Genomic DNA, 22,052 nt, shown 5'->3' with positions numbered 1-22,052 from the left:
GATTCAGTTCTTCGCTGGAACCTCATCGTTGAAATGAACATAGAAGAGATTGTTGCGGTGCGGAAGCGTTGATGTTGCGATGCAGCTAAACCACCGGCGCATAGCTCGGGTAACGGTCGAGTAAGAATCGGGCAAGGGCGCCTAGCACGTATGCGTGCTGTAAAAGCTCCGTATTCATGCGGATTCTCGATCGTGCGTTCGATTTGGCGTATCGAGGGATACCGGCTGAATGGTGAAGCTGTCATGGCGTGGCCTCCTCTCGTCACATCCCCGAACGCATGGGTGAATCATTGTGAATTATAATTCATTTTTAGAAGCGTAGCTTAGTTCACGAGCCGATCGCGGTGATGTCATTTCGCCCGACATCACGATGGTGCGACATAATGTCGCGTCTTCGGCAATGATGCCGTCGCACCAGCGAGGAAGAACAATGAACAGCAAACTGTTGGGGGCCGCGCTCATCACTGCGGCAGTTGTTGCGGTTGGACCGGCCCAGGCGGCCAAGATGCATGGCGCCGGCTGCAGCGGGGCCAATCTGGAAAAGACCGAGACGGCGATCGAGGGCATGGCCGACGGCGATGCGCGGTACACCGCGCAGCGGGAGATTGCGGCGGCCCAGGACGCGCTGCTGAGCGGCAAGATGGCGGCCTGCAGCGTGCATCTGACCAAGGCGATGCAGGCCGGGATGGCCAAGTAACGCGGCGCAGCTCGGTCTCGCCAACGATCGGCCGATCGCGACAGTGCGATCGGCCTCATTGTTTTCTGGGACGACGGCTTATGACTATGGAGCCCGCGCCAGTTGCGTCGCGAAGGTCGCGATCGTCCGGGCGTAGACGTCGCTCTTGTTCCATTGCTGGATGACCGCGAAATTGGGACTGCCCGGCTCCCAATCCTTGCCCTTCTGCCAGCCGTAGCCTTTCAGATAATTGGCGGTGGAGGCGAGCACGTCGGGCGCGCTGCGGATCAGGTCGCGGCGGCCATTGCCGTCGAAGTCGACCGCGTATTTGATCCATGACGACGGCATGAACTGCGTCTGTCCGATCTCGCCGGCCCAGGCTCCGCGCATCTCGGCCGGCTGGAGATCGCCGCGGTCGACGATGCGCAGCGCATCCAGCAGCTCGCCGCGGAACTGCTCAGCCCGGCGGCAATCATAGGCCAAGGTTGCCAGCGCGCGGATGGTCGGGAACTTGCCGACATTGACGCCGAAATCCGTCTCCAATCCCCAGATCGCCACCAGCACCTCGCCGGGCACGCCATAGGTCTGCTCGATGCGGGACAACACCGAGCCGTACTGCTTCATCATGTTGGAGCCGCGGGTCAGGCGCGGCGGCACCATGCGGCCGGAAAACTCCTCGAAGGTCTGGCTGAAGACTTTCTGACCGCGGTCGCGATTGAGCACGCTCTGATCCGGGGTCACGCCGGTGAGGGCGGCGTTGATGGCGTTCTGCGAAATGCCCTTGGCTGCGGCCTCGGTCTTGAACTCCGCCAGCCACGCATCGAAATTGCCGGTCCCACAGGGGACCGCAGACTGCGCCGACGCGCAATTTGTCATCACAGCAGCACAGAGGGCGGCGGCGGAGAGGACGCGACGAATCATCGAAACACCTGAACGGCAATGGTCTGAAAAAGCATGTGCGGAACCGATCATGTCGGGCATGACCGCGGCGGCAGCAAGGCCCTTCAGTCAACTTGCCGTTGGTTTGTCGTGAGTATGGTTGCTTGGTGGCTGACCGAAGCCGTCGGACGCTCTCCGCCGCGGCCGCCGCAGAGCGGCGGCCGTCGACGGTCGAGCGATGGTTGTCACATCCGGTCACGCGAACGCCACGGGAACAGGTTGGCCGGGAAGTCGGCGGCGGGCTTGGATCCGCGCGGCGCCGGCGGCACGATGCGGGCGGCGTCGGGATGGATCGCGATGGCCTCGCGATAGAGATGCCAGGTGGCGTGGCCAAGCACCGGAATGACCACGGCGAGCCCGAGGAAGAACGGGATCGTTCCGGCGACGAGCAGCACGGCCACGATGAGGCCCCAGGCCGCGACCGGAACCGGGTTGCGCGCCGCCACACGCAGCGAGGTGACGATCGCTTCGAGGGCGCCGGCGTGACGATCCAGCATCAACGGAAATGACACGATGCTGAGACACAGCGCGAGCAGCGCGAACAGGAAGCCGGCGCCGCAGCCGACGGCCATCAGCCACCACCCTTGCGGCGTGGTGACGACGCGCTGAAGGAACTCACCGACCCCGGCGGCGCCGCCATAGCCGAACACCGCGACATAGATCGCCTGTGCCGTTGCCACCCAGGTGACGAATAGCGCCAGCAGCAGGGTGCCGAGCCCGAGCATCGAGCCGAAGGACGGCGAGCGCAGCACTTCGAACGCATCCCAGGCGCTGGCCTCCTCGCCGCGGTCGCGCCGGCTCGAAAGCTCATACAGACCGAGCGCGGCGAATGGGCCGAGCAGGGCGAAGCCCGCCGCCAGCGGGAACAGCAGCGGCAGCACCGCATAGCCGAACACGGCGCGGGCCAGCACCAGGCCGAGCACCGGGTAGATGGCGCACAGCATCACGGCGTGGCTCGGCACCGCCTTGAAGTCGTCCCAGCCGAGCCGCAGCGCGCGCATCAGGCTGGACAAATCGATCGTGCGAATCGTGATCTCGGCCGCCACCTCGTCGGCGGGCCGAACATGTGCAGCGACATTGCTGTGATAAGTGGCCATCGTCGTTCGCTCCCTCGTGCCTCATGGGCGCTTCCCAACCACGCAGGCCGGGCTGCGCTTGTCGTTGGACGGATCGCGGATGGCCAGACGCGACGAACCCCGGGACGGCCATTCGCGAACGGAAGTGATGAGCATAATCGTGATCACCGCGGCGCCTACTCACGCCTCGGTGAGAGTTGTGAATGTCGCGGTGCATTCAAGCGGCATCTGCGACCAACGAAAGTGAGCATTCCCCGGACAAAGTCATTCCGCCGTCATTCCGCCTTGGGTAAGCTTCACATTCGTCGCGATGTCCGCGTTGGCAGGACGTCGCGGCTGGCGGATGAGCTTATGCGGGCTAATCCGCAACGGAACACCGCGGGCCGAGTTCTTCATTCGATCACTATCCATTGGGAGCCATTGATGAGCGTTTTCGGAAAGATCATGGGCGCGATTTTCGGCCATCATGCCGAGGCCGCGCCGGCCGGCGGCGGCGCCCCGGCTGCAGGTGGCAGCGCGCCGGCCGGCAGCCCGGCTGCGGCTCCGACCTCGGCTCCCGCTGCTGCGCCGCAAAGTGTCGACGTGGCTGCGATCGTCGACAAGGCCGCCGCCGCCAAGCACGAGAAGTTGGAATGGCGGACCTCGATCGTCGACCTGATGAAGGCGCTCGACATCGATTCGAGCCTCGCGGCGCGCAAGGAGCTGGCCAAGGAACTCGGTTACAGCGGCGACACCAATGACTCCGCCAGCATGAATGTCTGGCTGCACAAGCAGGTCATGAGCAAACTCGCGGCCAATGGTGGCAAGCTTCCGCCGGAGATCAAGCACTGAGGCTGTGCCGCTGCCCACAACAAAGCGAAAGGCCCGCCATCGTGCGGGCCTTCGTCGTCTCGGATATTGGTCTTGCTGACGATGCTGCAGAACGATCTCAGGCGAGCACGAAGCCCGCGCGCCGCCAGGCCTCGGCATGCAACTGATCGCGGTTGAAACCGATATCGCGCAGCGTCCTCTCGTCGAGCTGGTCAACATAGGCGAGCTGCGTGCGGTAATGGACGTAGCGCTTGAGAATGTCGAAAATGGCCGTGATGAACATGAGCCTCTCCCCATTGGTCTGGTTGTCTGTTCGGCGGGGGATTGCTGATCCATCCGGGTAGCCATGGGGTTAAGGCCAAGACGTCAATCGTTGCGTTCAGTAGTTCTACGGTCCGCTCACGCCATGATGTCCCGGTTCTCCGGATGGTCGCGGAGGTAATCTGCGACGAAACTGCAGCCTGCGGCCACCTTGCGGCCCTCGCCGCGGATCAGCTCCAGCGCGCCCTTCACCAGCTCGGAGCCGATGCCCCGGCCGCGCAAAGCCGCCGGGGTCTCGGTGTGGGTGATGATGACCGCCAGCGGCGTCGCGCGATAATTGGCAAAGGCGATGTTGCCGTCGATGTCGAGCTCGAAGCGGCTCTTGGCCTTGTTGTCGCGGACTGACGTCATGGGCTCTACCTTCGTGTCGGTTTGTCGGTCAGCTTGATGAACTCTGCCAGCATCTGGCGGATCGACCACGGCTTGCCGTCCACGGCGCCCTTGATGTCGTCGATCTTCCATTGGCCGCCATCGCGCACGAAGTCGTAACGGATGACGTTGTCGGCCTGTTCCTTGCGTTCGGTGCGATGGCCGGCGATCGTGACCGCGACGGTGGCCTTGTCGGCCTCCTGCGTCTCCGGCGTCACCTTGAACGATGCGACGGCAGGGTCCTGCGAATTGGTGATCGGATCGAAATCGACCGCGCCGACCTCGCCCTTGGGCGTGCGGGCGTCCATCCTGGCCCATTCGGCCGCCAGCGATCTGGACAGATATTTCGCGCGCGCCGCCTTGGTCTCGATGACGAAGGTGCCGCCATCCTCGCCCTTGCCCTTGGCCACGCGGGTGTAGATCGCGCTGACGATGCCGGCGGGATCGGTGGCCGCTGACGTCTGCGCGTGCAGCGGTGACGCGGCGACCACGCTGGCAAGGCCGAGGAGCAGAAGGCGACGATCGATCATGGATATCCTCACATCAGATTCGGTGCGCGGTGAGACGACGGAATGCGCGACCGGCTCGGGTTTGTCGCACGATGCCTGCATTCGTTCGAATGACGCGGTCGCATGGGAGCGATGGGCAGGGCGGCCTTGCGAGGGCGCGCCGGACCACGATAAACAGACCGGAGGTAACGGGCGGCTTGAGACCGCCCGACGCATCGATCGAGGGGACGCCGTCATGGATCTATTCATGCACCGCGGGGACGCGAGGGCTCGCCGATGACTGGCGCACAGCTGCGGATGTCCCGCCGGGTGATGAACCTCGCGCACATCGTGACGCAGAATGGCCGCCGGCTCGGCGACCGTATCGGCTTCGTCTGGGGCGACCGGTCCTGGACCTGGCGCGAGCTCGACGCGATGGTGTCGGCGCTTGCGGCGGCGCTCGCCGAGCAGGGCATCGTGAAGGGCGACCGCATCCTGGTACACTCCAAGAATTGCGAGGAGATGTTCGTCTCGATGTTCGCCGCGTTTCGGCTCGGCGCGGTCTGGGTGCCCACCAATTTCCGGCTCATGCCCGACGAGGTCGCCTATCTCGCGACCGCGTCGGGCGCCAAGGCATTCCTCTGCCATGGCGATTTTCCGGAGCATGCCGCGGCGGTGACGACGACCGATTTCACCTGGCGCATCGGCGAGGGGGGCAGCCTCGGCACGCGCGCGGTGGCCGAGGCGATCAGGGCACATGCCGGCGCGGAGATCGCCAACGCCGCGGTGGAGCACGACGATCCCTGCTGGTTCTTTTTCACCTCGGGCACCACGGGCCGCTCCAAGGCCGCGGTGCTGACCCACGGCCAGATGGCCTTCGTCATCACCAACCACCTCGCCGATCTGACGCCGGGCACCACCGAGCACGATGCCTCGCTGGTCGTCGCGCCGCTGTCCCATGGCGCCGGCGTCCACCAGCTGATGCAGAGCGCGCGCGGCGCCAAAACGGTGCTGCTGCCGAGCGAGAAGTTCGATATCGCCGAGGCGTTCAGCCTGATTGAGCGGCATCGCGTCAGCAATCTGTTCACGGTGCCGACCATCCTGAAGATGATGGTCGAGCATCCCGCCATCGATCAGTTCGATCATTCCTCGCTGCGCCATGTCATCTATGCGGGCGCGCCGATGTATCGCGAGGACCAGAAGCGCGCGCTGGCGCGGCTCGGCAAGGTCATCGTGCAATATTTCGGGCTCGGCGAAGTCACCGGCAACATCACGGTGCTGCCGGCCGCGGCGCATGAGGAGGAGGACGGACCGGAGGCGCGGATCGGCACCTGCGGCTATGAGCGCACGGGCATGCAGGTCTCGATCCAGGACGATCAGGGCCGCGAGCTGAAGCCGAGCGAGACCGGCGAGATCTGCGTCATCGGCCCGGCGGTGTTCGCCGGCTACTACGACAATCCGGAAGCCAACGCGAAGGCGTTTCGCGACGGCTGGTTTCGCACCGGCGATCTCGGCCACATGGATGCGCAAGGCTTCGTCTACATCACCGGCCGCGCGTCCGACATGTACATTTCGGGCGGGTCGAACATCTATCCGCGCGAGGTCGAGGAAAAGATCCTGACCCACCCCGCCATCGGCGAGGTCGCCGTGCTCGGCGTGCCCGATCCGGTGTGGGGCGAGGTGGGCGTCGCCGTCTGCGTCGCCCGCGAGGGCGGGGCCGCGCCGAGCGAGAGCGAGATCGCCGGCTATCTCGCGACCAAGTTGCCGCGCTACAAGATGCCGAAGCGCTTCTTCTTCTGGGATGCCTTGCCGAAGTCCGGCTATGGCAAGATCCCCAAGCGCCTGGTGCGCGATGAGCTCGAGGCGCGCGGGCTGCTCGACCTCACCAAACAGGGCTGAGCGCGGATGCGATCCATCAAACAGCCCGGCGCGCCCGTCGCGGACCGCATCCAGTGGGTTGAGGCGCGCGGCCGCGCGTTCACCTTAACCATGGAGCGCGGGCTGCCGCTGCTCGAAGCCGCGCATCGCGGTTTTGCGGCGCAGGGCTTTGCCGGCGGCGTGCTGGACATCAGCGCCGGCGCGCTCGGGCCGTTCGCCTATGTGATGCCTGCGCTGTCGAAGACGCCGGATCATGCCGCGTTCTACAGCGAGACCCATCGGCCAAGCGGGGTCACGCAGCTCTCCACCGCCACGATGACGCTCGGCGTGCGCGACGGCGCGCCGTTCTTCCATTGCCATGCGCTGTGGATGGAGGAGGGCGGCCGCAACGGCGGCGGTCACATCCTGCCCGAGGAGACCGTGGTCGCGGAGCCATTCGAGGTCGAAGCGTTCGGCCTTGATGGAGCGATCTTTGCCGCCGAGCCTGATCCGGAGACCGGCTTCAAGCTGTTCGGACCTGTGGCGGCCGCGCCGCTCGCCGCAACAACCGATCGTTGCGCCTTCGCGCTGCGGCTGCGGCCGAACCAGGATTTTGCCGCCTGCCTCGAAGCGTTCTGCCAGGCGCAGGGCATCCGCGAGGCCCGCATTCGCGGCGGCGTCGGCTCGACCATCGGCGCGCGCTTCGCGAGCGGTGAGGTGGTCGAGCCGTTCGCGACCGAGTTGACCATCACTGCCGGCGTCATCGCGCCCGGCGCCGACGGTCTCGAGGCCGTGCTCGATGTCGCGCTGGTCGACTATACCGGCGCATTGGCGCAGGGCAGGCTGGTCCGCGGCGACAACCCGGTGCTCATGACCATGGAGCTGGTGCTGGAGGTCCTCGCGTAGCCCGCCGGGGGCACTGGCCGCGCCCGCCGCCTTGTGCAAGATGGCCCGTGGTGTCACCGCATTCGTGAAGGCGTCATGGCGAGGAAGCAACGCGAGATCCGGCTGCGCGCGCCCTATCTGAAGCGGCTGTGGCTCGATCCGGCGAAGATCGCGGACCGCAGCGAATATCCGTTCTGCCTGCCGTTCCTGCAGGACGCGTTCGAGCTGAGCTTCACGAGCGCCATCACCATGATCGTCGGGGAGAACGGCACCGGCAAGTCGACTTTGCTCGAAGGGATCGCGGCGCTGGCCGGCTATGACGAAGCCGGCGGTGGCAAGGGCTACATGCCTGTCAATCATGCGCGTGCCGTGGAGCGGATGGGCGGCGCGCTCGGCGCGGCATTCCGCGCAAGCTGGCTGCCGAAGATCACCAAGGGCTGGTTCTTCCGTGCCGAGAGCTTCTTTTCGGTCGCGCGCTATCTCGATGAAGCCGCCTTGGACGATCCGTTCGGCGGTCCGCCGCCCGACTTCCTGTCGCATTCCCATGGCGAGGGTTTCCTGCGCTTCTTCGAGGAGCGCTGCCGGCGCCAGGGCCTCTACATCTTCGACGAGCCGGAATCGGCGCTGTCGCCGGCGCGGCAGATCGAGTTTCTCAAGCTGATGCGGCGCATGGACGAGGCCGGCCATTGCCAGGTGCTGATGGCGACGCATTCGCCGGTGCTGATGGCCTATCCCGGCGCAACCCTGCTGCGGTTGACCAAGTCCGGGTTGGAGCCCGTGCGGGTGCAGGACACCGATCATTTCAAGGCCCTGCGCGAGTTTTGCGCCGACCCGGACGGCTTCGTGCACGCGGTGCTCTCTGAGTGAGGTTGTGCTGTCGCGCATGGCCATTGGCGAGGTCCAGCGGCTTGCTCTGCCGTCATTGTGAGCAGCGAGGCAATCCAAGGCTGGGCAAGGACTCTGGATCGCTTCGTCGCTTTGCTCCTCGCGATGACGGGAAGACATGAGGAGACGTCCCCGCGACGCAGATTGCGCCCAGGTCTTGCTTCATGCGTTGCCCTCTTCAGTGAGAGGGCGCAGGGAAGGCCGGGCATCCGCTGATGCCCGCGGCCCCCGTGCAGGAAAAAATGCACGGGGCAGGAACCACAGGCTCAGCCGAGATGACCCGGCCTTCCCTGCGCGACGGTTTCTACCGGCTTATACGTGCTCTCCTCGGTGCGCCGGGCTTTCTGGCCACCGTCATCGGCGCGATGCGCTGACACATCGACGCCCATTTGACCTCAGCATCGGGAGGCCAGGACCACACGATTTCGCCGTCCACGTCCAGGCCCGTCGTCTTGCGCAAAAGCGCCGGGCCGGCCGCGTCCATCGCATCCCCCACTCAACGCTCGTGACGACCGCGAAGCGCCCCTCTCATGAGTGCAGGATGCGGACAGGAGAACGCAGTTTCCGAAAAAGCGAAAGAAGAATGTTTTTCGCGGCACCACTGGACAGGGGTGATGGCGCGGATCCCGCATCGGAATTTAGATTTTGCGCGCATGGCCGTTTTGGTGTCAAAACGAGCGCGTTGCGCCTTCGCGGGGGGGCGTCGGGCAAATCAGGTCGGGACGCGCGTGAGGGAAGCAGGGTTGCAGATGTCGGAGCAGGCCAACCGTCTCGACGAGCTCGACCAGGCGCTGCTCGCCCTCGACGACCCCGCCATGGTGCTGGAGGAACTCGACGGGTTTATCGCCGGCCTCTTGATCCTGCCGGAGCCTGTGCCGCCGGGCGAGTGGTTCGCCGCAGCGTTCGGGCTTGGCAGGCGTCGGCGCTCGGTGTTTGCGAGCATCGACCATGCCAATGCGGTGCTTGATCTGGTCATGGCCTATCACGACGAGATCGCGCGGACGCTGGCGCAGGAGCCGGAGCTGTACCAGCCGCGTTTTCCAGTCGATCCCGTGAACGGCGATGTGATCTGGGAGCTGTGGATCGAGGGCCTTGCCGCCGCGGTGAACCTGCGTCGCGAGCGGTTCAACGCCTATCCGCAACTCGGCGGCGACGCGGCCATCGCGAGTCGGAGCCTCTCGACGGCGATCGACATCGCGCTCGACGATCGGCGCGACCGGATCAATTCTGCCGCTCTCGATCCCGCGTTGCCCGCTGGCCTCCGCGAGGCCGTGCTGACGCTTTACAAATACCGGCAGAGCGGGGCGCCGGTCCCGGACCGGCCCCCATTCGCCGTCCGTCTCAATCCGTTCGCCGCCTTCGGCAAAATCGGCCGCAACGATCCCTGTCCCTGCGGTTCCGGCAAGAAATACAAGCGCTGCTGCGGGGCGGCCTGAGCGGCCGGCGGCCGCCACGACACGGTCTTTTTTGTTGCAACAATTGGAAGCGGTGCAAAGATGGCGCCGCCGGGCGCACAGATGCGCCGGCCAATGAGAGTGACCGAGGAAACGAGATGAGGATGGTGTTCGGCAAGGCGCTGGCGGTAACGGCGGCGCTCGCGATCGCAACCACGGGCCTGACAATTACGCCCCTGACCACGGCGGATGCGCATGGTCCGACCCGGCGCAAGGTCCAGGAGCATGTCGAGATCAACGCCGCGCCCGCCAAGGTGTGGGCCGTGATCGGCAACTTCCAGGACATGAGCTGGCTCGGCGTGGTCGAGAAGACCGAGGGCGACAAGGGCAACGAGATCGGCGCGACCCGCAAGCTGACCCTCAAGGGCGGCGCGACCGTCGACGAGGAGCTCTACAAATTTGATGCCGAAAAAATGAGCTATTCATACCGGATCACGGCCGTCGACGTGAAGGTGCTGCCGGTGACGAACTATTCCTCGACCATCTCGGTGGCGCCCAGTGCCGACGGCAAGGGCAGCGTCGTGGAGTGGACCGGCGCGTTCTACCGCGGCTTCCCCAACAACGATCCGCCGCCGGAACTGAGCGACGAGGCCGCGGTGAATGCCGTGACCGGGCTCTACAAAGGCGGACTTGAAGGGCTGAAGAAGAAGGTGGAGAGCGGAAGCTAGTGCGGATTGACGACGTTGACGGGGCCGCGCTCTCCATCTCACCGGAATGCGACGAACGACCCGGCCAATCGGTTGCTCCGTCATGGCCGGGCTCGTCCCGCCTGCGCGGCGGAAGCCGCTTCGGCGCGGCGAAGGCCTGGGCATCAACGTCTTTCCGAGCATGCCGAACGACCTGGATGGCCGGAACAAGCCCGGCCATGACGGTCTGGAGACAGACGGGCGCCAGACTCCCATTGCCATATGCAATCGTACGTCCGCACATGGGCAGGGTCAGATGCCGAGCCAGCGGCTCAAGCGCGCATCGTCTCTTGCATCGTCTCCGAGGACTTCTCTCGGCTGTCCTGCTTGTTTCCACCACGTGCACGGCCCACACCGAGGAAGCCTTCGTCACCAATCAGCTGAGCGATGATCTGACGATCGTCAACCTCGCGACCTCCACGCCGGTGGCGACGATTCCGATCGGCGGCAAGCCGGCGGGCGTTGCCGTCGCGGCGGACGGGCGCTTCGCCTATGTGGCGAGTCCGGACGACAAGGCCGTCAGCGTCGTTGACGCCGCCGAACGAAAAGTCGTCGGCCGCATCGAGGTCGGCGGCGGGCCGCTCGGGATCGCGGTCACGCCGGATGGCGCGACGGTCTACGTCGCGGACTGGTACAATGCAGCCATTCGCATCATCGACGCCAAGACGCGGGCCGTGACGGCGAGCATCGCCGTCGGCGCCTCGCCCTCGGGTCTGGCGGTGACGCCCGACGGCAAGCTGCTGCTCTCGGCCGACCGAGACGACGATATGGTGTCGGTGATCGACACTGCGACGCAGACCCGGCTGAAGACGATCAAGGTCGGCACGCGCCCGTTCGGCGTCACCATCGACGGCGATGGCCAGCGCGCTTACACGGCCAATGTCGGCTCCAATGACGTTTCGGTGATCGATCTCGCAGAGGCCCGCGAGGTCGGCCGGATCAAGACCGGCTTGCGCCCCTATGCGGTGGCGCTGGCGCAGGGCAAAGGCTTCGTCACCGACCAATATGACGGCACGGTCACCGTGTTCGACGTGGCGAGCCTGCAGCCGCTCACGCGCATCACCGTGGGCGATTATCCCGAGGGCATCGCGGCGACGGCGGACGGCCGGCGCATCATCGTGGCGAATTGGGAGAGCAACATCCTCAGCGTCATCGACGTCGCGACGTTGAAGGTGACGGGAGAGATCAAGGTCGGCAACGGCCCGCGCGCGTTCGGGTCGTTCCTGCGACGGTAGGTCAGCTCCGGTCGTGTCGGCTTGAGAATATCATCGAAGCCGCAATCTCTGTCATTGCGAGCGCAGCGATGCGGAGCAGGCGGCGGTCGTGTTTGTCCTTGATGTCGCTGATCCTCACACAGGCGCAGCATCCTGTCCGGCCGGCAGGCTCGTCAATCGCTCCACGATCTCTTCCATCCGCTCGAACACGTAATCCGGTTGGCGGTCGCGCAACGCCTTCTCGGCGGCATAGCCCCAGGTCACCGCCCCGCAGGCGATGCCGGCGGCGCGCGCCGCCTCGATGTCGCGGGTCTCGTCGCCGATCGCGATCGCGTCATGGGGGGCAAGACGCGCGCGCTTCAGCACGCGGCGGAATTTTCGCGCTTTGCCGAACACGGAGGCCGAGCAGTCGAAGTCGGCGAACAGCGCGGCCAGCGGACCGAGCTTTTCACGCGCATTGGCCTCCGTGTCGGATGACACCAATGCGAGCTGATGACCATGGGCTGCGAGCGTATCGAGCATCGGGCCGACGCCGGCGAACAGCGGAATGCTGGCGGCGTGTGCGGTCTTCAGCCTGCGCATGTGGCGCGCGATGAACGGCAATTTCCAGCTGGGGACCGCGAGGAAATCAAGGATCTCTCGCGTCGAGGCGTGACGCAGCCGCTCGACATCCTCGTCCTTCACCTGGCGAAAGCCGTAGCGCGCGGCAACCGCGTTCACATGGAGCCGAAACCACGGAAAGCTGTCGGCCAAGGTGCCATCGAGATCGAAGATGATGAGGGTGTAGGGCATCGACAAGGAATTGAAGGGATCACCATGGCTACGCGAGCCAGCGCACGCTGACAAGCGGGCGATCGGGCTGGCGCAAGTAGGCTTGCGGTCGCAACCGATCAACACTGCATCACGCGTTTTGTGAGCGTGCACTGCGGGAACGGCGCCGCAGTGCGGTCGTTGACCCCCGCACAAGCAGCAAGGAGAGACACATGCAACGCACGATCAAGATGGCCGCGCTGGCCGCCGCCACGCTGGTGATCGGGACGGCCGCAGCGTCTGCGCAAGGTTACGCCCGTTACGGCGACTCGATGGCTTGGGTGCCGCCGGCAGCTTCGACCTATGATTCCGAACCGGTCTATGGCGGCGCCCCGGCGCGGGTCTTCGCGCCGGCCCCTGCAACCTGGGGCCGCGGCTACAACGGCACCAACCACCCGACCCCCGGCTCGACCCAGGGCGATGTCGGCCCTGATGGCAACAACAACGGCACGCTGACCGGTGTCTATCGGCAGTGGTAGGCGTCGCCTCGCGCTGAGTGAAGAGATCAGGCCCGCCGCTTGAACACGAGCGGCGGGCCTGTTGTGTCTGCAGGTCAGCCGCGCGCCTGGTGATGCCAGGGCATCGGATCCGGCGCTCGCGGCCATGTCATCGCGGTCACGTGAGCGCGGACATGTGAGCGGTGCGTTGTGTCGCACGATGATCGGCCGCATCGCGGGAACTGCGAGCCCTCGTGATTGTTTGTTCCTCGATGAATTCAGGAACAACGGAGCAAACTCATGACACGTATCCTTGGATTGGCCGCGCTGACTGCCGTCGCGCTGGTGGCAGGCGCCGCCGGAGCCACGGCCGGCGAATATGGTCCGGGCGGCTATGGCTATGGCGGCCAGGTCACCAGCACCTACGCCTATCGCGACTCCTATGCCTGGGCGCCGGCCCCAGTCTATGAGGAAGGCTACGTCGCCGTCGCGCCGGGCCCGTATTATGGCCGGGGTTGGGGCGCCGGGTATAACGGCACCAACCATCCGACGCCGAGCTCGACCCAGGGCGATGTCGGCCCGGGTGGCAACAACAACGGGACGCGGACCGGATATTATCGCTGGTAGGCCGATCTCATAAGAGAGACAATCGTAACAGAGAAGATAAAGCCCGCCGCTCTGTCGAGAACGGCGGGCTTCGCTTTGATTACCTGGGATGCATCACACGCGTCATTGCGAGGAGCGCAGCGACGACGCAATCCAGAGTCGCGCACGCGGCCCTGGATTTCTTCGCTTCGCTCGCAATGACGTTCGACGCGAGGGCACGCCTGTCTCGCGGGCAGCGCCTAGCCCGGATGAGCGCAGCGATATCCGGGATCAGCCCCGGCGCTCGTGGAGAACCCGGATGTCGCTGCGCTCATCCGGCCTACGATGGCGCGGCTACTCCGCCGCCTCGCTGGCCGCGCCGCGGCTGCGCTTCTTCGGCTTGGCTGACTTCTCCAGCACCGGCTTGAGGAATTGCCCCGTATAGCTGCGCGGCGCCTTGACGATGTCTTCGGGCGGGCCCCAGGCGACGATCTCGCCGCCGCCGTCGCCGCCTTCGGGGCCGAGGTCGATGACCCAGTCGGCGGTCTTGATGACTTCGAGATTGTGCTCGATCACGACCACCGTGTTGCCCTGCGCCACCAGCTCGTGCAGCACCTCCAGCAGCTTCTTCACGTCGTGGAAGTGCAGGCCGGTGGTCGGCTCGTCCAGGATGTAGAGCGTGCGGCCGGTGGCGCGCTTGGACAGCTCCTTGGCGAGCTTGACGCGCTGCGCCTCGCCGCCTGAGAGCGTGGTGGCCTGTTGTCCGACATGGATGTAGTCGAGGCCGACGCGGCGCAAGGTCTCGAACGTGTCGCGCACGCGCGGCACCGCCTTGAAGAAATCGGCCGCCTCCTCGACGGTCATGTCGAGCACGTCGGCGATCGACTTGCCCTTGAACAGCACGTCGAGCGTCTCGCGGTTGTAGCGCTTGCCCTTGCACACATCGCAGGTGACGTAGACGTCGGGCAGGAAGTGCATCTCGATCTTGATGACGCCGTCGCCCTGGCAGGCCTCGCAGCGGCCGCCCTTGACGTTGAAGGAGAAGCGGCCGGGCTCGTAGCCGCGCGCCTTCGATTCCGGCAGGCCGGCGAACCATTCGCGGATCGGCGTGAACGCGCCGGTATAGGTCGCGGGGTTGGAGCGCGGGGTGCGGCCGATCGGCGACTGGTCGATGTCGATGATCTTGTCGATATGCTCCAGGCCCTCGATGCGGTCATGCGGGGCGGCGGCCTCGTTGGCGCCGTTGAGCTTGCGCGCGATGGCCTTGTAGAGCGTGTCGATCAGCAGCGTCGACTTGCCGCCGCCGGAGACGCCGGTGATGGCGGTGAACAGGCCGAGCGGGATCTCGGCCGAGACGTTCTTCAGATTGTTGCCGCGGGCGTTGACGACCTTGATGGTGCGGCGATGGTTCGGCGGCCGCCGCTCGGGCACCTCGACCTCGAGCTCGCCGGTGAGATATTTGCCGGTCAGCGACTTCGGATTGCGCATGATCTCGGCGGGCGTGCCCTCGGCGACGATGTTGCCGCCATGGGTGCCGGCGCCCGGGCCGATGTCGAGCACGTAGTCGGCGAGGCGAATGGCGTCCTCGTCATGCTCGACCACGATCACGGTGTTGCCGAGGTCGCGCAGCCGCTTCAACGTGTCGAGCAGGCGGGCATTGTCGCGCTGGTGCAGGCCGATCGAGGGCTCGTCGAGCACGTAGAGCACGCCGGTCAGGCCCGAGCCGATCTGCGACGCCAAGCGGATGCGCTGGCTCTCGCCGCCGGAGAGGGTGCCGGAGGAGCGCGCCAGGGTGAGATAGTTCAGGCCGACATCGAGCAGGAAGGTGAGGCGGTCGCGGATCTCCTTGAGGATGCGGGTCGCGATCTCGGTCTGCTGCGGATTGAGCTGCTTGGGCACCTCGGCGAACCATTCGCCCGCGGCCTTGACGCTGAGCTCCGAGATCTCGCCGATATGCTTGCCGCCGACCTTGACGCACAGCGCCTCGGGCTTCAGCCGAAAGCCACGGCACGCCGCGCAGGGCACGTCGTTGAAGTATTTGCCGAGCTCCTCGCGCGCCCATTCGCTCTCGGTCTCGCGGAAGCGGCGCTCGATATTGGTGATGACGCCCTCGAACGGCTTCTTGGTGTCGTAGGCGCGGACACCGTCCTCATAGGTGAACTTGATCTCGTCATCGCCGGAGCCGTGCAGCAGCGCGTTCTGCGTCTTCTTCGGCAGGTCCTTCCACTTGGTGTCCAAGGTGAATTTGTAGAACTTGCCGAGCGCGGTCAGCGTCTGCAGATAATAGGGCGAGGACGACTTGGCCCAAGGCGCGATCGCGCCCTTGCGGAGGGTGAGGTCCTTGTCGGGGATGACGAGATCGGCATCGACATGCTGCTCGACGCCGAGGCCGCCGCATTCCGGGCAGGCGCCATAGGGGTTGTTGAACGAGAACAGCCGCGGCTCGATCTCGGGAATCGTGAAGCCGGAGACCGGGCAGGCGAATTTCTCCGAGAACAGGATGCGCTCGGGGCCGCTCTTGTCATGGATCTTTGCGACCTTCTTCTTTTCGTCATGGCCGGGCTTGACCCGGCCATCCATCTCTTTTGCGGAGGATGGATCACCGGGTCTCGCGCCTTCGGCGCGGCCCGGTGATGACGACGGAGGGGCGTCGGCGAATTCGATGACGGCGAGGCCCTCCGCGAGCTTCAGCGCGGTCTCAAAGCTTTCCGCCAGGCGCTGGCCGATGTCGGGGCGCACGACGATGCGGTCGACGACGACGTCGATGTCGTGCGGAAACTTCTTGTCGAGCGTAGGCGCCTCGGCGAGCTCGTGGAAGGTGCCGTCGATCTTGACGCGCTGAAAGCCCTTCTTGAGGTACTCGGCGAGCTCCTTCTTGTACTCCCCCTTGCGCCCGCGGACGACCGGCGCCAGCAGATACAGGCGGGTGCCCTCGGGCAGCGCCAGCACGCGGTCGACCATTTGCGACACGGTCTGGCTTTCGATCGGCAGACCGGTGGCCGGCGAATAGGGCACGCCGACGCGCGCCCACAACAGGCGCATGTAGTCGTAGATCTCGGTGACGGTGCCGACCGTGGAGCGCGGGTTCTTCGACGTCGTCTTCTGCTCGATCGAAATCGCCGGCGACAGGCCGTCGATCTGGTCGACATCCGGCTTCTGCATCATCTCCAGGAACTGGCGCGCATAGGCCGACAGCGATTCGACGTAGCGGCGCTGGCCCTCGGCATAGATCGTGTCGAAGGCGAGCGAGGATTTGCCGGAGCCGGACAGGCCGGTGAACACGACAAGCTTGTCGCGGGGGATCTCGACGTCGATGTTCTTGAGATTGTGCTCGCGGGCGCCGCGGATGGTGATCGCCCGCAGGCTCGACGAGTTGGCTTGCGCGCGCTGCTTGGCCTTGAGCACTTCATCCATGACGATCGTCCCACGGCGCGAGGTCGCGCCATCGTTGCAGGCGCGTTTCGCCGGGAACCGGCCATCGGACGCCAGAGGGAAAAGGTATGGTCGGAACGTAGGAAGAACGGAGCTGGATTTCCAGTGCCGTCAGCGAATCATCAACAATGCGCTGGTGGAATGGCAGCGATTGGCAGGAGCGGAGGCACGCGGGGGCGATTCTGGGCCCGAACCGTCAATAAAAAAGCCTCCGCTCTGGCAGAGCGGAGGCTGTGTGCGTTGGCCCGAAGGGCGACGTTCTTAGAAGTGATAGTTCACGCCGACCTGGAAGGTGTGCAGGTTGAGCGTGCCGAGCGGAACAGCGCCACCGAAATAGGTGCTGCTCTCGAGGCTCTTGTAGAGGTACTCGCCCTTCAGCGACCACTTCGGAGCGAACATCCACTCGACGCCAGCGCCGGCGGCCCAGCCGCTCAGGAACTTGGTCTCGGAACCGGCCACGCCACCCACGGTGGCGGACAGCTTGTTGTTGCCCCAGGCGTAACCACCGGTGCCGTACAGCAGCACGGTGTCGAAGGCGTAGCCGATGCGGCCGCGGACGGTGCCGGTCGATTCGATGCGGTCGGTCAGGCCGAAGACACCCGGGATGCCCACGGTGGCGTTGATGTCAGCCCAGGCTGCGTCTGCTTCCAGACCGAACACCAGCGGTCCCTGCTGCCAGTTGTAACCGACAGTGCCGCCTGCGAAACCGCCCTTCAACGCTGCGGTGCTGGCGTCTTCATTGGCATAACCGCCAAAGGCACCGATGTAGAAACCGGTCCAGGTCTGCACCGGCGCGAGGACGGGGGCCTTGGTGTAGGTCGGGCGCGCGGCGAGATCTGCGGCGGCGGCGGGAGCGGCCAGGGCGGCCAGGGCCACGGTCGCGAGCAGGATCTTCTTCATTATTGTCTCCAGTTTCTTCGACGAAGTCCGTATCGCACCGACAATTGCACGCACGAAACAGACTCACTCGTTCAAGTTGACCTCCATCCTATAGCCGGGTTCCTCGCAGATTACCGTCACCCTGAAGCCACAGTCGCGGCGAAACCGCGTTCCCCTGGCGGGGTTCCCAAAAGCTTATGTGGCTCAACTGCTTGGTTCCGGGTGTGGCATCCGGCCCAGGTGGCCTCGGCGCAACAAAAAGGCCGGCTCCGAGCCGGCCTTGGGAACCCTCCAGGGAGGATGACGGTCAGTATTTGGCGATGACCGGCCCACCGAAATGGTAGTTCAGACCCGCCTTGACGGTGTGAACGCTGTCCTTCCACTCGGAGCGTCCGGGAACCCCGACATACTGCAGCGTGCTCTTGCCAAAATCGAGATAGTTGTATTCGAGCTTGGCCGACCAGTTCGGCGCGAACATGTATTCCGCACCGGCGCCGACCGTGTAGCCCCAACGGGTGGTGTTCTGACCGAAGAAGACACCGGCAGCACGGTCGTAACGATGCTGCAATTCGCCGACTGCCGCACCACCGCTGACGAAGAACAGGGCGGGGCCGACCGCGTAGCCCAGACGGCCCTTGATGTCGCCGAAGCTGGTGAGCTTGGTGAAATAGGTGTCGCCGACGCCGGCATTGATGACGGCAGAACGGCCGTTGATATCGGACCAGTGATAGTCGCCTTCCAGGCCGACCACCAAATTGTCGAACTGCCAATTGTAGCCGATCACGCCGCCGACGAAGCCGCCATTGGTGTTGTAGTTCTGGGTGCCCAGGAAGCCCGGCGCATTGAAGCGGCCGATAAAGGTTTCCTTGCTGGTGCCCCAGCCGCCGCCGCCCTGAATACCCGCATAGATGCCCGACCAGCTCAGGATCGGCACAACCACAGGCGGCGCCTTGGTGTAGGGCCGGGCTGCGAGGTCCGCCGCCGATGCGGGCATGGCGGCTGCGATGCCGACGAGGGCCGTCGTGATCACAAGCAACTTCTTCATCAAATGCTCCCCCAAGGAGTTGGAATGACAGGCGATGAAGCCGTCATACACGGGGCATTCCGAACCGGCTGTAACGGATCCGCCACAACCGTGAAAAAGCGTTATAAATCAAATATTTAACACAAAAGAGCCGTCTCGATGCCGGGCTAAGGACACGAAAAAGGCCGGCGCGGGCGCCGGCCTTTGTGATCAGCCTTGGAGCGTGGATTGGGCGCTCAATAGCGCGCCGCCGCCGGGCCGCCGAATCGGTAGTTGACCCTGACGGTCGCCATGTCGATGTCCTGCTTGATGGTGTCGACGCGGGCGTTGACGATGGCGGTGGCCGGGAAGGTGATGTCGCGCGATCCCATGAACAGGTGATCGTACTCGACCGCCACCGACCAGTTCGGTGCGAAGCCGAACTCGACGCCGGTGCCGACGGTGCCGCCCCAGCGCGTCTCGCTTGCTGAATCCAGCAGGGTGCCCACGGCCACGGGCGCTGCCGCATTGGCCGTCCCGGTGTATTTGTTATGCGCGACCGCGGCGCCGCCCTTGACGTACCAGAGCACGTTGCCCCAGGCATAGCCGATCTGGCCGGTGAACAGCCCGATCGCGTCGGTCTTGGTGTTGTTGGTAATGCCCGCCGCGAATGCGGCCGAGCTGGCATTCGAGGATTTCAGGTCGGTCCAGTTGCCCTGGGCCTCGAGGCCGAACACCCAGCTTGCGGCCTGCCAGCGATAGCCGATCTGGCCGCCGATGAGGCCGCTGGTGGCGTTGTGGCATCCTTCGGATTGTGTCGGCACGACCGGCACACCGTTGACCCGGTTCAGCGTCCAGCAATTGCGGCTCCAGTCCGCACCGCCATTGGCGCCGAGGTAGAAGCCGGCCCAGCTCGGCAGCGGCGTGACATAGGCCGGCGGCGGTGCCTTGCCATACGGACGCGCGGCGAAATCGGCGGCCGAGGCGGGCGCCAGGCCCAGCGCAGCGACGCCGGCGGTGACAAACAGAGTGCTTTTCATGGCAGTCTCCCCAATCCCAGTTTCATCGCGTCGGATCCCTCCGATCCGAGCCCACTCGCGTGGTCCGGGGCTGGTTGTAGGAAACACTGGTTGCCAAAGCGGTGATGGCCCGTCCGCGGGCGGGCGGATCTGCTGGTCGTGCTTAAGGGCTGGTAAATATACGGGGTGCCGCGAAGGACAGCGCCACCGGGCAGATCGCAGTCCCGCTGCACTCGGGCCGCAGCGCGAACCTGTTCAGTGCTTGGAGACGACGGGGCCGCCCCAGCGATAGTTGACCCGGACGGTGGCCATGTCGACATCCTGGCCGACGGCGTCGGTTCGCGTGGCAGCGCCTCCGGGCACACCTGAGAAGGTCAGGGTCCGGTTGCCCATGAAGAGATGCTCGTACTCGGCTGCGATCGACCAGTTATTGGCGAAGCCGACCTCGACGCCGGTGCCGACGGCAGCCCCCCAGCGGGTCGCGCTGGCTTGATCGAACGGCGTCCCGGTCGCGGTCGCCAGCCCGCTATACTTCTCGCCAGTGACGGCGGCGCCGCCTTTGACGTACCAGAGCACGTTGTTCCAGGCGTAGCCGATCTGGCCGGTCAACAGGCCGACACCGTTGATCTTGGTCTGGTTGGTCACGCCGGGCGCCAACTGGCTCGCGTTGCGGCCCTTCAGATTCGCCCAATTGCCCTGGCCTTCGACGCCGAACACCCAGCCGCCGGTCTGCCAGCGATAGCCGACCTGGCCGCCGGCCAGCGCGCCGGTCGCGTCATGGCAGCCCTCGGCATTGGTGGCCGCGACGCCGGCAATGGTGACCTGGTTGGTCCAGCAGGTCCGTGCCGATCCGCCGCCGGCATTGAAGCCCAGATAGAAGCCGCTCCAATCATAGATCGTCGCGATCATCGCAGGCGCTTTGGTGAAGGTGCGCGCGGGCAAATCGGCAGCGATGGCCGGCGCAATCCCCAGCGCCAGCGAAGTTGTCGCCCCCAGCAACAGACTTCTCATCGCAGTCCCCAAACCTCGTCCGACGCCCGCACGCACGCTCTCACCAACGCCCACCCGCCAAACCTTGATAGCTGCTCTGATCGGAAAAAGCCGTCACCCAAATGACACAACGGCCCAGCAAGTGCTGGTTATGGCACACAAAAAAAGGCCGGCGCATGGCCGGCCTTTGGTCGTATTCAATTCGAGCGTGTGATCAGTAGCGCGACACGCCCGGACCACCGAAGTGGTAGGAGATGCCCGCCTTGACGGTGTGAACCGTATCGCTCCACTCGGAGCGGTTGGATGCCACCAGTGGGTTGTTGTACTGGAGCGTGCTCTTGCCAAAGTCGAGATAGTTGTACTCGACCTTCGCCGACCAGTTCGGGGCGAACATGTATTCGGCGCCGGCACCGATCGTCCAGCCCCAGCGCCAGTCGTTCTGGATGGTGCTGAAGGCTGGATTGTCGTAGCGGTGCTGCAGGTCGCCGACGGCGGCACCGCCGCTGACGAAGAAGAGCGCCGGACCCGCCGCCCAGCCGAGCCGGCCCTTGATGTCGCCGAAGCCACGCAGCTTGGTGAAGTAGCTGTCGCCGAGGCCCGCGGTGATGACACCCGAGCGGCCGTTGATGTCGGCCCAGTGGTAGTCGCCCTCGAGGCCGAACACGATGTTGTCGACCTGCCAATTGTAGCCGATCACGCCGCCGGCGAAGCCGCCATTGATGTCGTAGCGCTGCGTGCCGGCAAAGCCGAATCCGTTCGGCGCGTTGAAGAAGGTCTCATCGCTGCGGCCCCAGCCGCCGCCGCCCTGCAGACCGATGTAGAAGCCGGTCCAGGTCGGAAGCGGTGCGGGCGCCGCCATCGGCGCCTTGGTGTAGGGGCGGGCGGCAAGATCGGCGGCTCCCGCGGGCGCCAGGGCGCCCAAAACCATCAAGCTGACGGCTCCAAGAAAAACTCTCTTCATCCCAAGTCTCATCCCAACTCTCCCGGGTTTGGCGCCTCCAATTGGTCCCCGGAGGCGCGCTTCTGTGAATTGGTGCGACCGCGCTTGCGGCCTCAATCCATCCGCAAATATACGCGATTCAACCCTGGATACCGTCTCCCAAAAGCCACAGGCGAGGAGGATGTGAGGCGATCTAACCTAATGAAAGTTAATTACTTTTTCGTGATTTAGGGAACTTTTAAGGGGTTCCATTCGGGGAACTCGAGGTTCCATTGGGTTTCATGGAGCTCGACGCGA

Annotated in this window: 22 protein-coding genes; 10 read left to right on the top strand and 12 right to left on the bottom strand. The window is 65.1% G+C overall.

Annotation, left to right across the window (positions count from 1 at the left end; genetic code table 11):
- Positions 1-430 precede the first annotated feature (430 nt).
- On the top strand, positions 431-697 hold the full coding sequence (locus tag BBTA_RS20545; RefSeq protein WP_244424057.1) for a hypothetical protein: 267 nt from the start codon (positions 431-433) through the stop codon (positions 695-697).
- An 84-nt stretch (positions 698-781) separates the two neighbouring features.
- Here the strand turns inward: BBTA_RS20545 and BBTA_RS20540 are convergent, their stop codons facing one another.
- A complete protein-coding gene (locus BBTA_RS20540; RefSeq protein WP_012044432.1) occupies positions 782-1,597 on the bottom strand; it encodes a lytic transglycosylase domain-containing protein in 816 nt (271 codons plus the stop codon).
- 203 nt (positions 1,598-1,800) lie between these two features.
- Positions 1,801-2,712 carry a DUF2189 domain-containing protein gene (locus tag BBTA_RS20535; RefSeq protein ID WP_012044431.1) on the bottom strand — a complete coding sequence of 304 codons (912 nt, stop codon included), beginning with the start codon at positions 2,710-2,712 and terminating at the stop codon, positions 1,801-1,803.
- Positions 2,713-3,114: 402 nt separating this feature from the next.
- On the opposite strand from BBTA_RS20535, the gene BBTA_RS20530 reads away from it, so the two are divergent.
- Positions 3,115-3,522, top strand: coding sequence for a DUF3597 domain-containing protein (locus BBTA_RS20530; RefSeq protein ID WP_012044430.1), 408 nt, complete (start codon positions 3,115-3,117; stop codon positions 3,520-3,522).
- Positions 3,523-3,619: 97 nt separating this feature from the next.
- On the opposite strand, the gene BBTA_RS39040 is transcribed toward BBTA_RS20530, so the two are convergent.
- From BBTA_RS39040 to BBTA_RS20520, 3 genes are all read right to left on the bottom strand, one after another.
- The gene (locus BBTA_RS39040) at positions 3,620-3,784 is read right to left on the bottom strand and encodes a DUF1127 domain-containing protein (RefSeq protein WP_012044429.1); all 165 of its coding nucleotides are present in this window, start codon (positions 3,782-3,784) and stop codon (positions 3,620-3,622) included.
- A gap of 116 nt (positions 3,785-3,900) precedes the next feature.
- Positions 3,901-4,173: a GNAT family N-acetyltransferase gene (locus tag BBTA_RS20525; protein WP_012044428.1), complete on the bottom strand. Its 273-nt coding sequence runs from the start codon at positions 4,171-4,173 to the stop codon at positions 3,901-3,903.
- Between the two features lie 5 nt (positions 4,174-4,178).
- Positions 4,179-4,721 (bottom strand): DUF3828 domain-containing protein, encoded by a 543-nt coding sequence (locus BBTA_RS20520; RefSeq protein WP_012044427.1) that lies wholly within the window; start codon positions 4,719-4,721, stop codon positions 4,179-4,181.
- Between the two features lie 255 nt (positions 4,722-4,976).
- Here BBTA_RS20520 and BBTA_RS20515 point away from each other — a divergent pair, with 255 nt between their 5' ends.
- From BBTA_RS20515 to BBTA_RS20490, 6 genes are all read left to right on the top strand, one after another.
- The gene (locus tag BBTA_RS20515; RefSeq protein WP_012044426.1) at positions 4,977-6,578 is read left to right on the top strand and encodes an acyl-CoA synthetase; all 1,602 of its coding nucleotides are present in this window, start codon (positions 4,977-4,979) and stop codon (positions 6,576-6,578) included.
- 6 nt (positions 6,579-6,584) lie between these two features.
- A complete protein-coding gene (locus tag BBTA_RS20510) occupies positions 6,585-7,442 on the top strand; it encodes a PCC domain-containing protein (protein WP_012044425.1) in 858 nt (285 codons plus the stop codon).
- 75 nt (positions 7,443-7,517) lie between these two features.
- Complete coding sequence (locus BBTA_RS20505) at positions 7,518-8,288, top strand: AAA family ATPase (protein WP_012044424.1); 771 nt, start codon at positions 7,518-7,520, stop codon at positions 8,286-8,288.
- Between the two features lie 767 nt (positions 8,289-9,055).
- The gene (locus BBTA_RS20500; protein ID WP_012044423.1) at positions 9,056-9,742 is read left to right on the top strand and encodes a UPF0149 family protein; all 687 of its coding nucleotides are present in this window, start codon (positions 9,056-9,058) and stop codon (positions 9,740-9,742) included.
- Between the two features lie 116 nt (positions 9,743-9,858).
- Positions 9,859-10,428 (top strand): SRPBCC family protein, encoded by a 570-nt coding sequence (locus BBTA_RS20495; protein WP_041750795.1) that lies wholly within the window; start codon positions 9,859-9,861, stop codon positions 10,426-10,428.
- Positions 10,429-10,688: 260 nt separating this feature from the next.
- On the top strand, positions 10,689-11,681 hold the full coding sequence (locus BBTA_RS20490) for a cytochrome D1 domain-containing protein (RefSeq protein WP_083780686.1): 993 nt from the start codon (positions 10,689-10,691) through the stop codon (positions 11,679-11,681).
- A gap of 114 nt (positions 11,682-11,795) precedes the next feature.
- Here the strand turns inward: BBTA_RS20490 and BBTA_RS20485 are convergent, their stop codons facing one another.
- Entirely contained in the window at positions 11,796-12,452 is a 657-nt protein-coding gene (locus BBTA_RS20485; RefSeq protein ID WP_012044420.1) for an HAD-IA family hydrolase, read from the bottom strand.
- 191 nt (positions 12,453-12,643) lie between these two features.
- On the opposite strand from BBTA_RS20485, the gene BBTA_RS20480 reads away from it, so the two are divergent.
- Positions 12,644-12,949 (top strand): hypothetical protein, encoded by a 306-nt coding sequence (locus tag BBTA_RS20480; RefSeq protein ID WP_012044419.1) that lies wholly within the window; start codon positions 12,644-12,646, stop codon positions 12,947-12,949.
- A gap of 258 nt (positions 12,950-13,207) precedes the next feature.
- Positions 13,208-13,534 (top strand): hypothetical protein, encoded by a 327-nt coding sequence (locus BBTA_RS20475; protein WP_041750794.1) that lies wholly within the window; start codon positions 13,208-13,210, stop codon positions 13,532-13,534.
- Positions 13,535-13,846: 312 nt separating this feature from the next.
- Here BBTA_RS20475 and uvrA read toward each other — a convergent pair whose 3' ends face one another.
- The 6 genes from uvrA to BBTA_RS20445 all read right to left on the bottom strand — a co-directional run bounded on the left by uvrA (position 13,847) and on the right by BBTA_RS20445 (position 21,776).
- Positions 13,847-16,906 carry an excinuclease ABC subunit UvrA gene (gene uvrA, locus BBTA_RS20470; protein WP_012044417.1) on the bottom strand — a complete coding sequence of 1,020 codons (3,060 nt, stop codon included), beginning with the start codon at positions 16,904-16,906 and terminating at the stop codon, positions 13,847-13,849.
- Positions 16,907-17,185: 279 nt separating this feature from the next.
- The gene (locus tag BBTA_RS20465; protein ID WP_012044416.1) at positions 17,186-17,824 is read right to left on the bottom strand and encodes an outer membrane protein; all 639 of its coding nucleotides are present in this window, start codon (positions 17,822-17,824) and stop codon (positions 17,186-17,188) included.
- A 286-nt stretch (positions 17,825-18,110) separates the two neighbouring features.
- Entirely contained in the window at positions 18,111-18,848 is a 738-nt protein-coding gene (locus tag BBTA_RS20460; protein WP_012044415.1) for an outer membrane protein, read from the bottom strand.
- 215 nt (positions 18,849-19,063) lie between these two features.
- Positions 19,064-19,846, bottom strand: a complete 783-nt coding sequence (locus tag BBTA_RS20455) for an outer membrane protein (protein ID WP_012044414.1) — start codon at positions 19,844-19,846, stop codon at positions 19,064-19,066.
- A 234-nt stretch (positions 19,847-20,080) separates the two neighbouring features.
- Positions 20,081-20,836, bottom strand: a complete 756-nt coding sequence (locus tag BBTA_RS20450; RefSeq protein WP_012044413.1) for an outer membrane protein — start codon at positions 20,834-20,836, stop codon at positions 20,081-20,083.
- A gap of 193 nt (positions 20,837-21,029) precedes the next feature.
- Positions 21,030-21,776, bottom strand: a complete 747-nt coding sequence (locus BBTA_RS20445) for an outer membrane protein (RefSeq protein ID WP_012044412.1) — start codon at positions 21,774-21,776, stop codon at positions 21,030-21,032.
- Positions 21,777-22,052 lie beyond the last annotated feature (276 nt).

Origin of the sequence: Bradyrhizobium sp. BTAi1, assembly GCF_000015165.1 — a bacterium.
GTDB classification, from domain to species: Bacteria; Pseudomonadota; Alphaproteobacteria; order Rhizobiales; family Xanthobacteraceae; genus Bradyrhizobium; species Bradyrhizobium denitrificans.
The sequence above is the reverse complement of the archived record's forward strand: the minus strand, read 5'-3'. Positions and strand labels throughout refer to the sequence as shown.

What these genes read in the sequence shown, in the direction of transcription:
- BBTA_RS20500 (WP_012044423.1), top strand. Translation starts at nt 9,056, where the DNA reads ATGTCGGAGCAGGCCAACCGTCTCGACGAGCTCGACCAGGCGCTGCTC.
- BBTA_RS20525 (WP_012044428.1), bottom strand. Translation starts at nt 4,173, where the DNA reads ATGACGTCAGTCCGCGACAACAAGGCCAAGAGCCGCTTCGAGCTCGAC.
- BBTA_RS20485 (WP_012044420.1), bottom strand. Translation starts at nt 12,452, where the DNA reads ATGCCCTACACCCTCATCATCTTCGATCTCGATGGCACCTTGGCCGAC.
- BBTA_RS20515 (WP_012044426.1), top strand. Translation starts at nt 4,977, where the DNA reads ATGACTGGCGCACAGCTGCGGATGTCCCGCCGGGTGATGAACCTCGCG.
- BBTA_RS20450 (WP_012044413.1), bottom strand. Translation starts at nt 20,836, where the DNA reads ATGAGAAGTCTGTTGCTGGGGGCGACAACTTCGCTGGCGCTGGGGATT.
- uvrA (WP_012044417.1), bottom strand. Translation starts at nt 16,906, where the DNA reads ATGGATGAAGTGCTCAAGGCCAAGCAGCGCGCGCAAGCCAACTCGTCG.
- BBTA_RS20535 (WP_012044431.1), bottom strand. Translation starts at nt 2,712, where the DNA reads ATGGCCACTTATCACAGCAATGTCGCTGCACATGTTCGGCCCGCCGAC.
- BBTA_RS20505 (WP_012044424.1), top strand. Translation starts at nt 7,518, where the DNA reads ATGGCGAGGAAGCAACGCGAGATCCGGCTGCGCGCGCCCTATCTGAAG.
- BBTA_RS20490 (WP_083780686.1), top strand. Translation starts at nt 10,689, where the DNA reads ATGGGCAGGGTCAGATGCCGAGCCAGCGGCTCAAGCGCGCATCGTCTC.
- BBTA_RS20520 (WP_012044427.1), bottom strand. Translation starts at nt 4,721, where the DNA reads ATGATCGATCGTCGCCTTCTGCTCCTCGGCCTTGCCAGCGTGGTCGCC.
- BBTA_RS20465 (WP_012044416.1), bottom strand. Translation starts at nt 17,824, where the DNA reads ATGAAGAAGATCCTGCTCGCGACCGTGGCCCTGGCCGCCCTGGCCGCT.
- BBTA_RS20495 (WP_041750795.1), top strand. Translation starts at nt 9,859, where the DNA reads ATGAGGATGGTGTTCGGCAAGGCGCTGGCGGTAACGGCGGCGCTCGCG.
- BBTA_RS20530 (WP_012044430.1), top strand. Translation starts at nt 3,115, where the DNA reads ATGAGCGTTTTCGGAAAGATCATGGGCGCGATTTTCGGCCATCATGCC.
- BBTA_RS20545 (WP_244424057.1), top strand. Translation starts at nt 431, where the DNA reads ATGAACAGCAAACTGTTGGGGGCCGCGCTCATCACTGCGGCAGTTGTT.
- BBTA_RS20540 (WP_012044432.1), bottom strand. Translation starts at nt 1,597, where the DNA reads ATGATTCGTCGCGTCCTCTCCGCCGCCGCCCTCTGTGCTGCTGTGATG.
- BBTA_RS20445 (WP_012044412.1), bottom strand. Translation starts at nt 21,776, where the DNA reads ATGAAGAGAGTTTTTCTTGGAGCCGTCAGCTTGATGGTTTTGGGCGCC.
- BBTA_RS39040 (WP_012044429.1), bottom strand. Translation starts at nt 3,784, where the DNA reads ATGTTCATCACGGCCATTTTCGACATTCTCAAGCGCTACGTCCATTAC.
- BBTA_RS20480 (WP_012044419.1), top strand. Translation starts at nt 12,644, where the DNA reads ATGCAACGCACGATCAAGATGGCCGCGCTGGCCGCCGCCACGCTGGTG.
- BBTA_RS20455 (WP_012044414.1), bottom strand. Translation starts at nt 19,846, where the DNA reads ATGAAAAGCACTCTGTTTGTCACCGCCGGCGTCGCTGCGCTGGGCCTG.
- BBTA_RS20475 (WP_041750794.1), top strand. Translation starts at nt 13,208, where the DNA reads ATGACACGTATCCTTGGATTGGCCGCGCTGACTGCCGTCGCGCTGGTG.
- BBTA_RS20510 (WP_012044425.1), top strand. Translation starts at nt 6,585, where the DNA reads ATGCGATCCATCAAACAGCCCGGCGCGCCCGTCGCGGACCGCATCCAG.
- BBTA_RS20460 (WP_012044415.1), bottom strand. Translation starts at nt 18,848, where the DNA reads ATGAAGAAGTTGCTTGTGATCACGACGGCCCTCGTCGGCATCGCAGCC.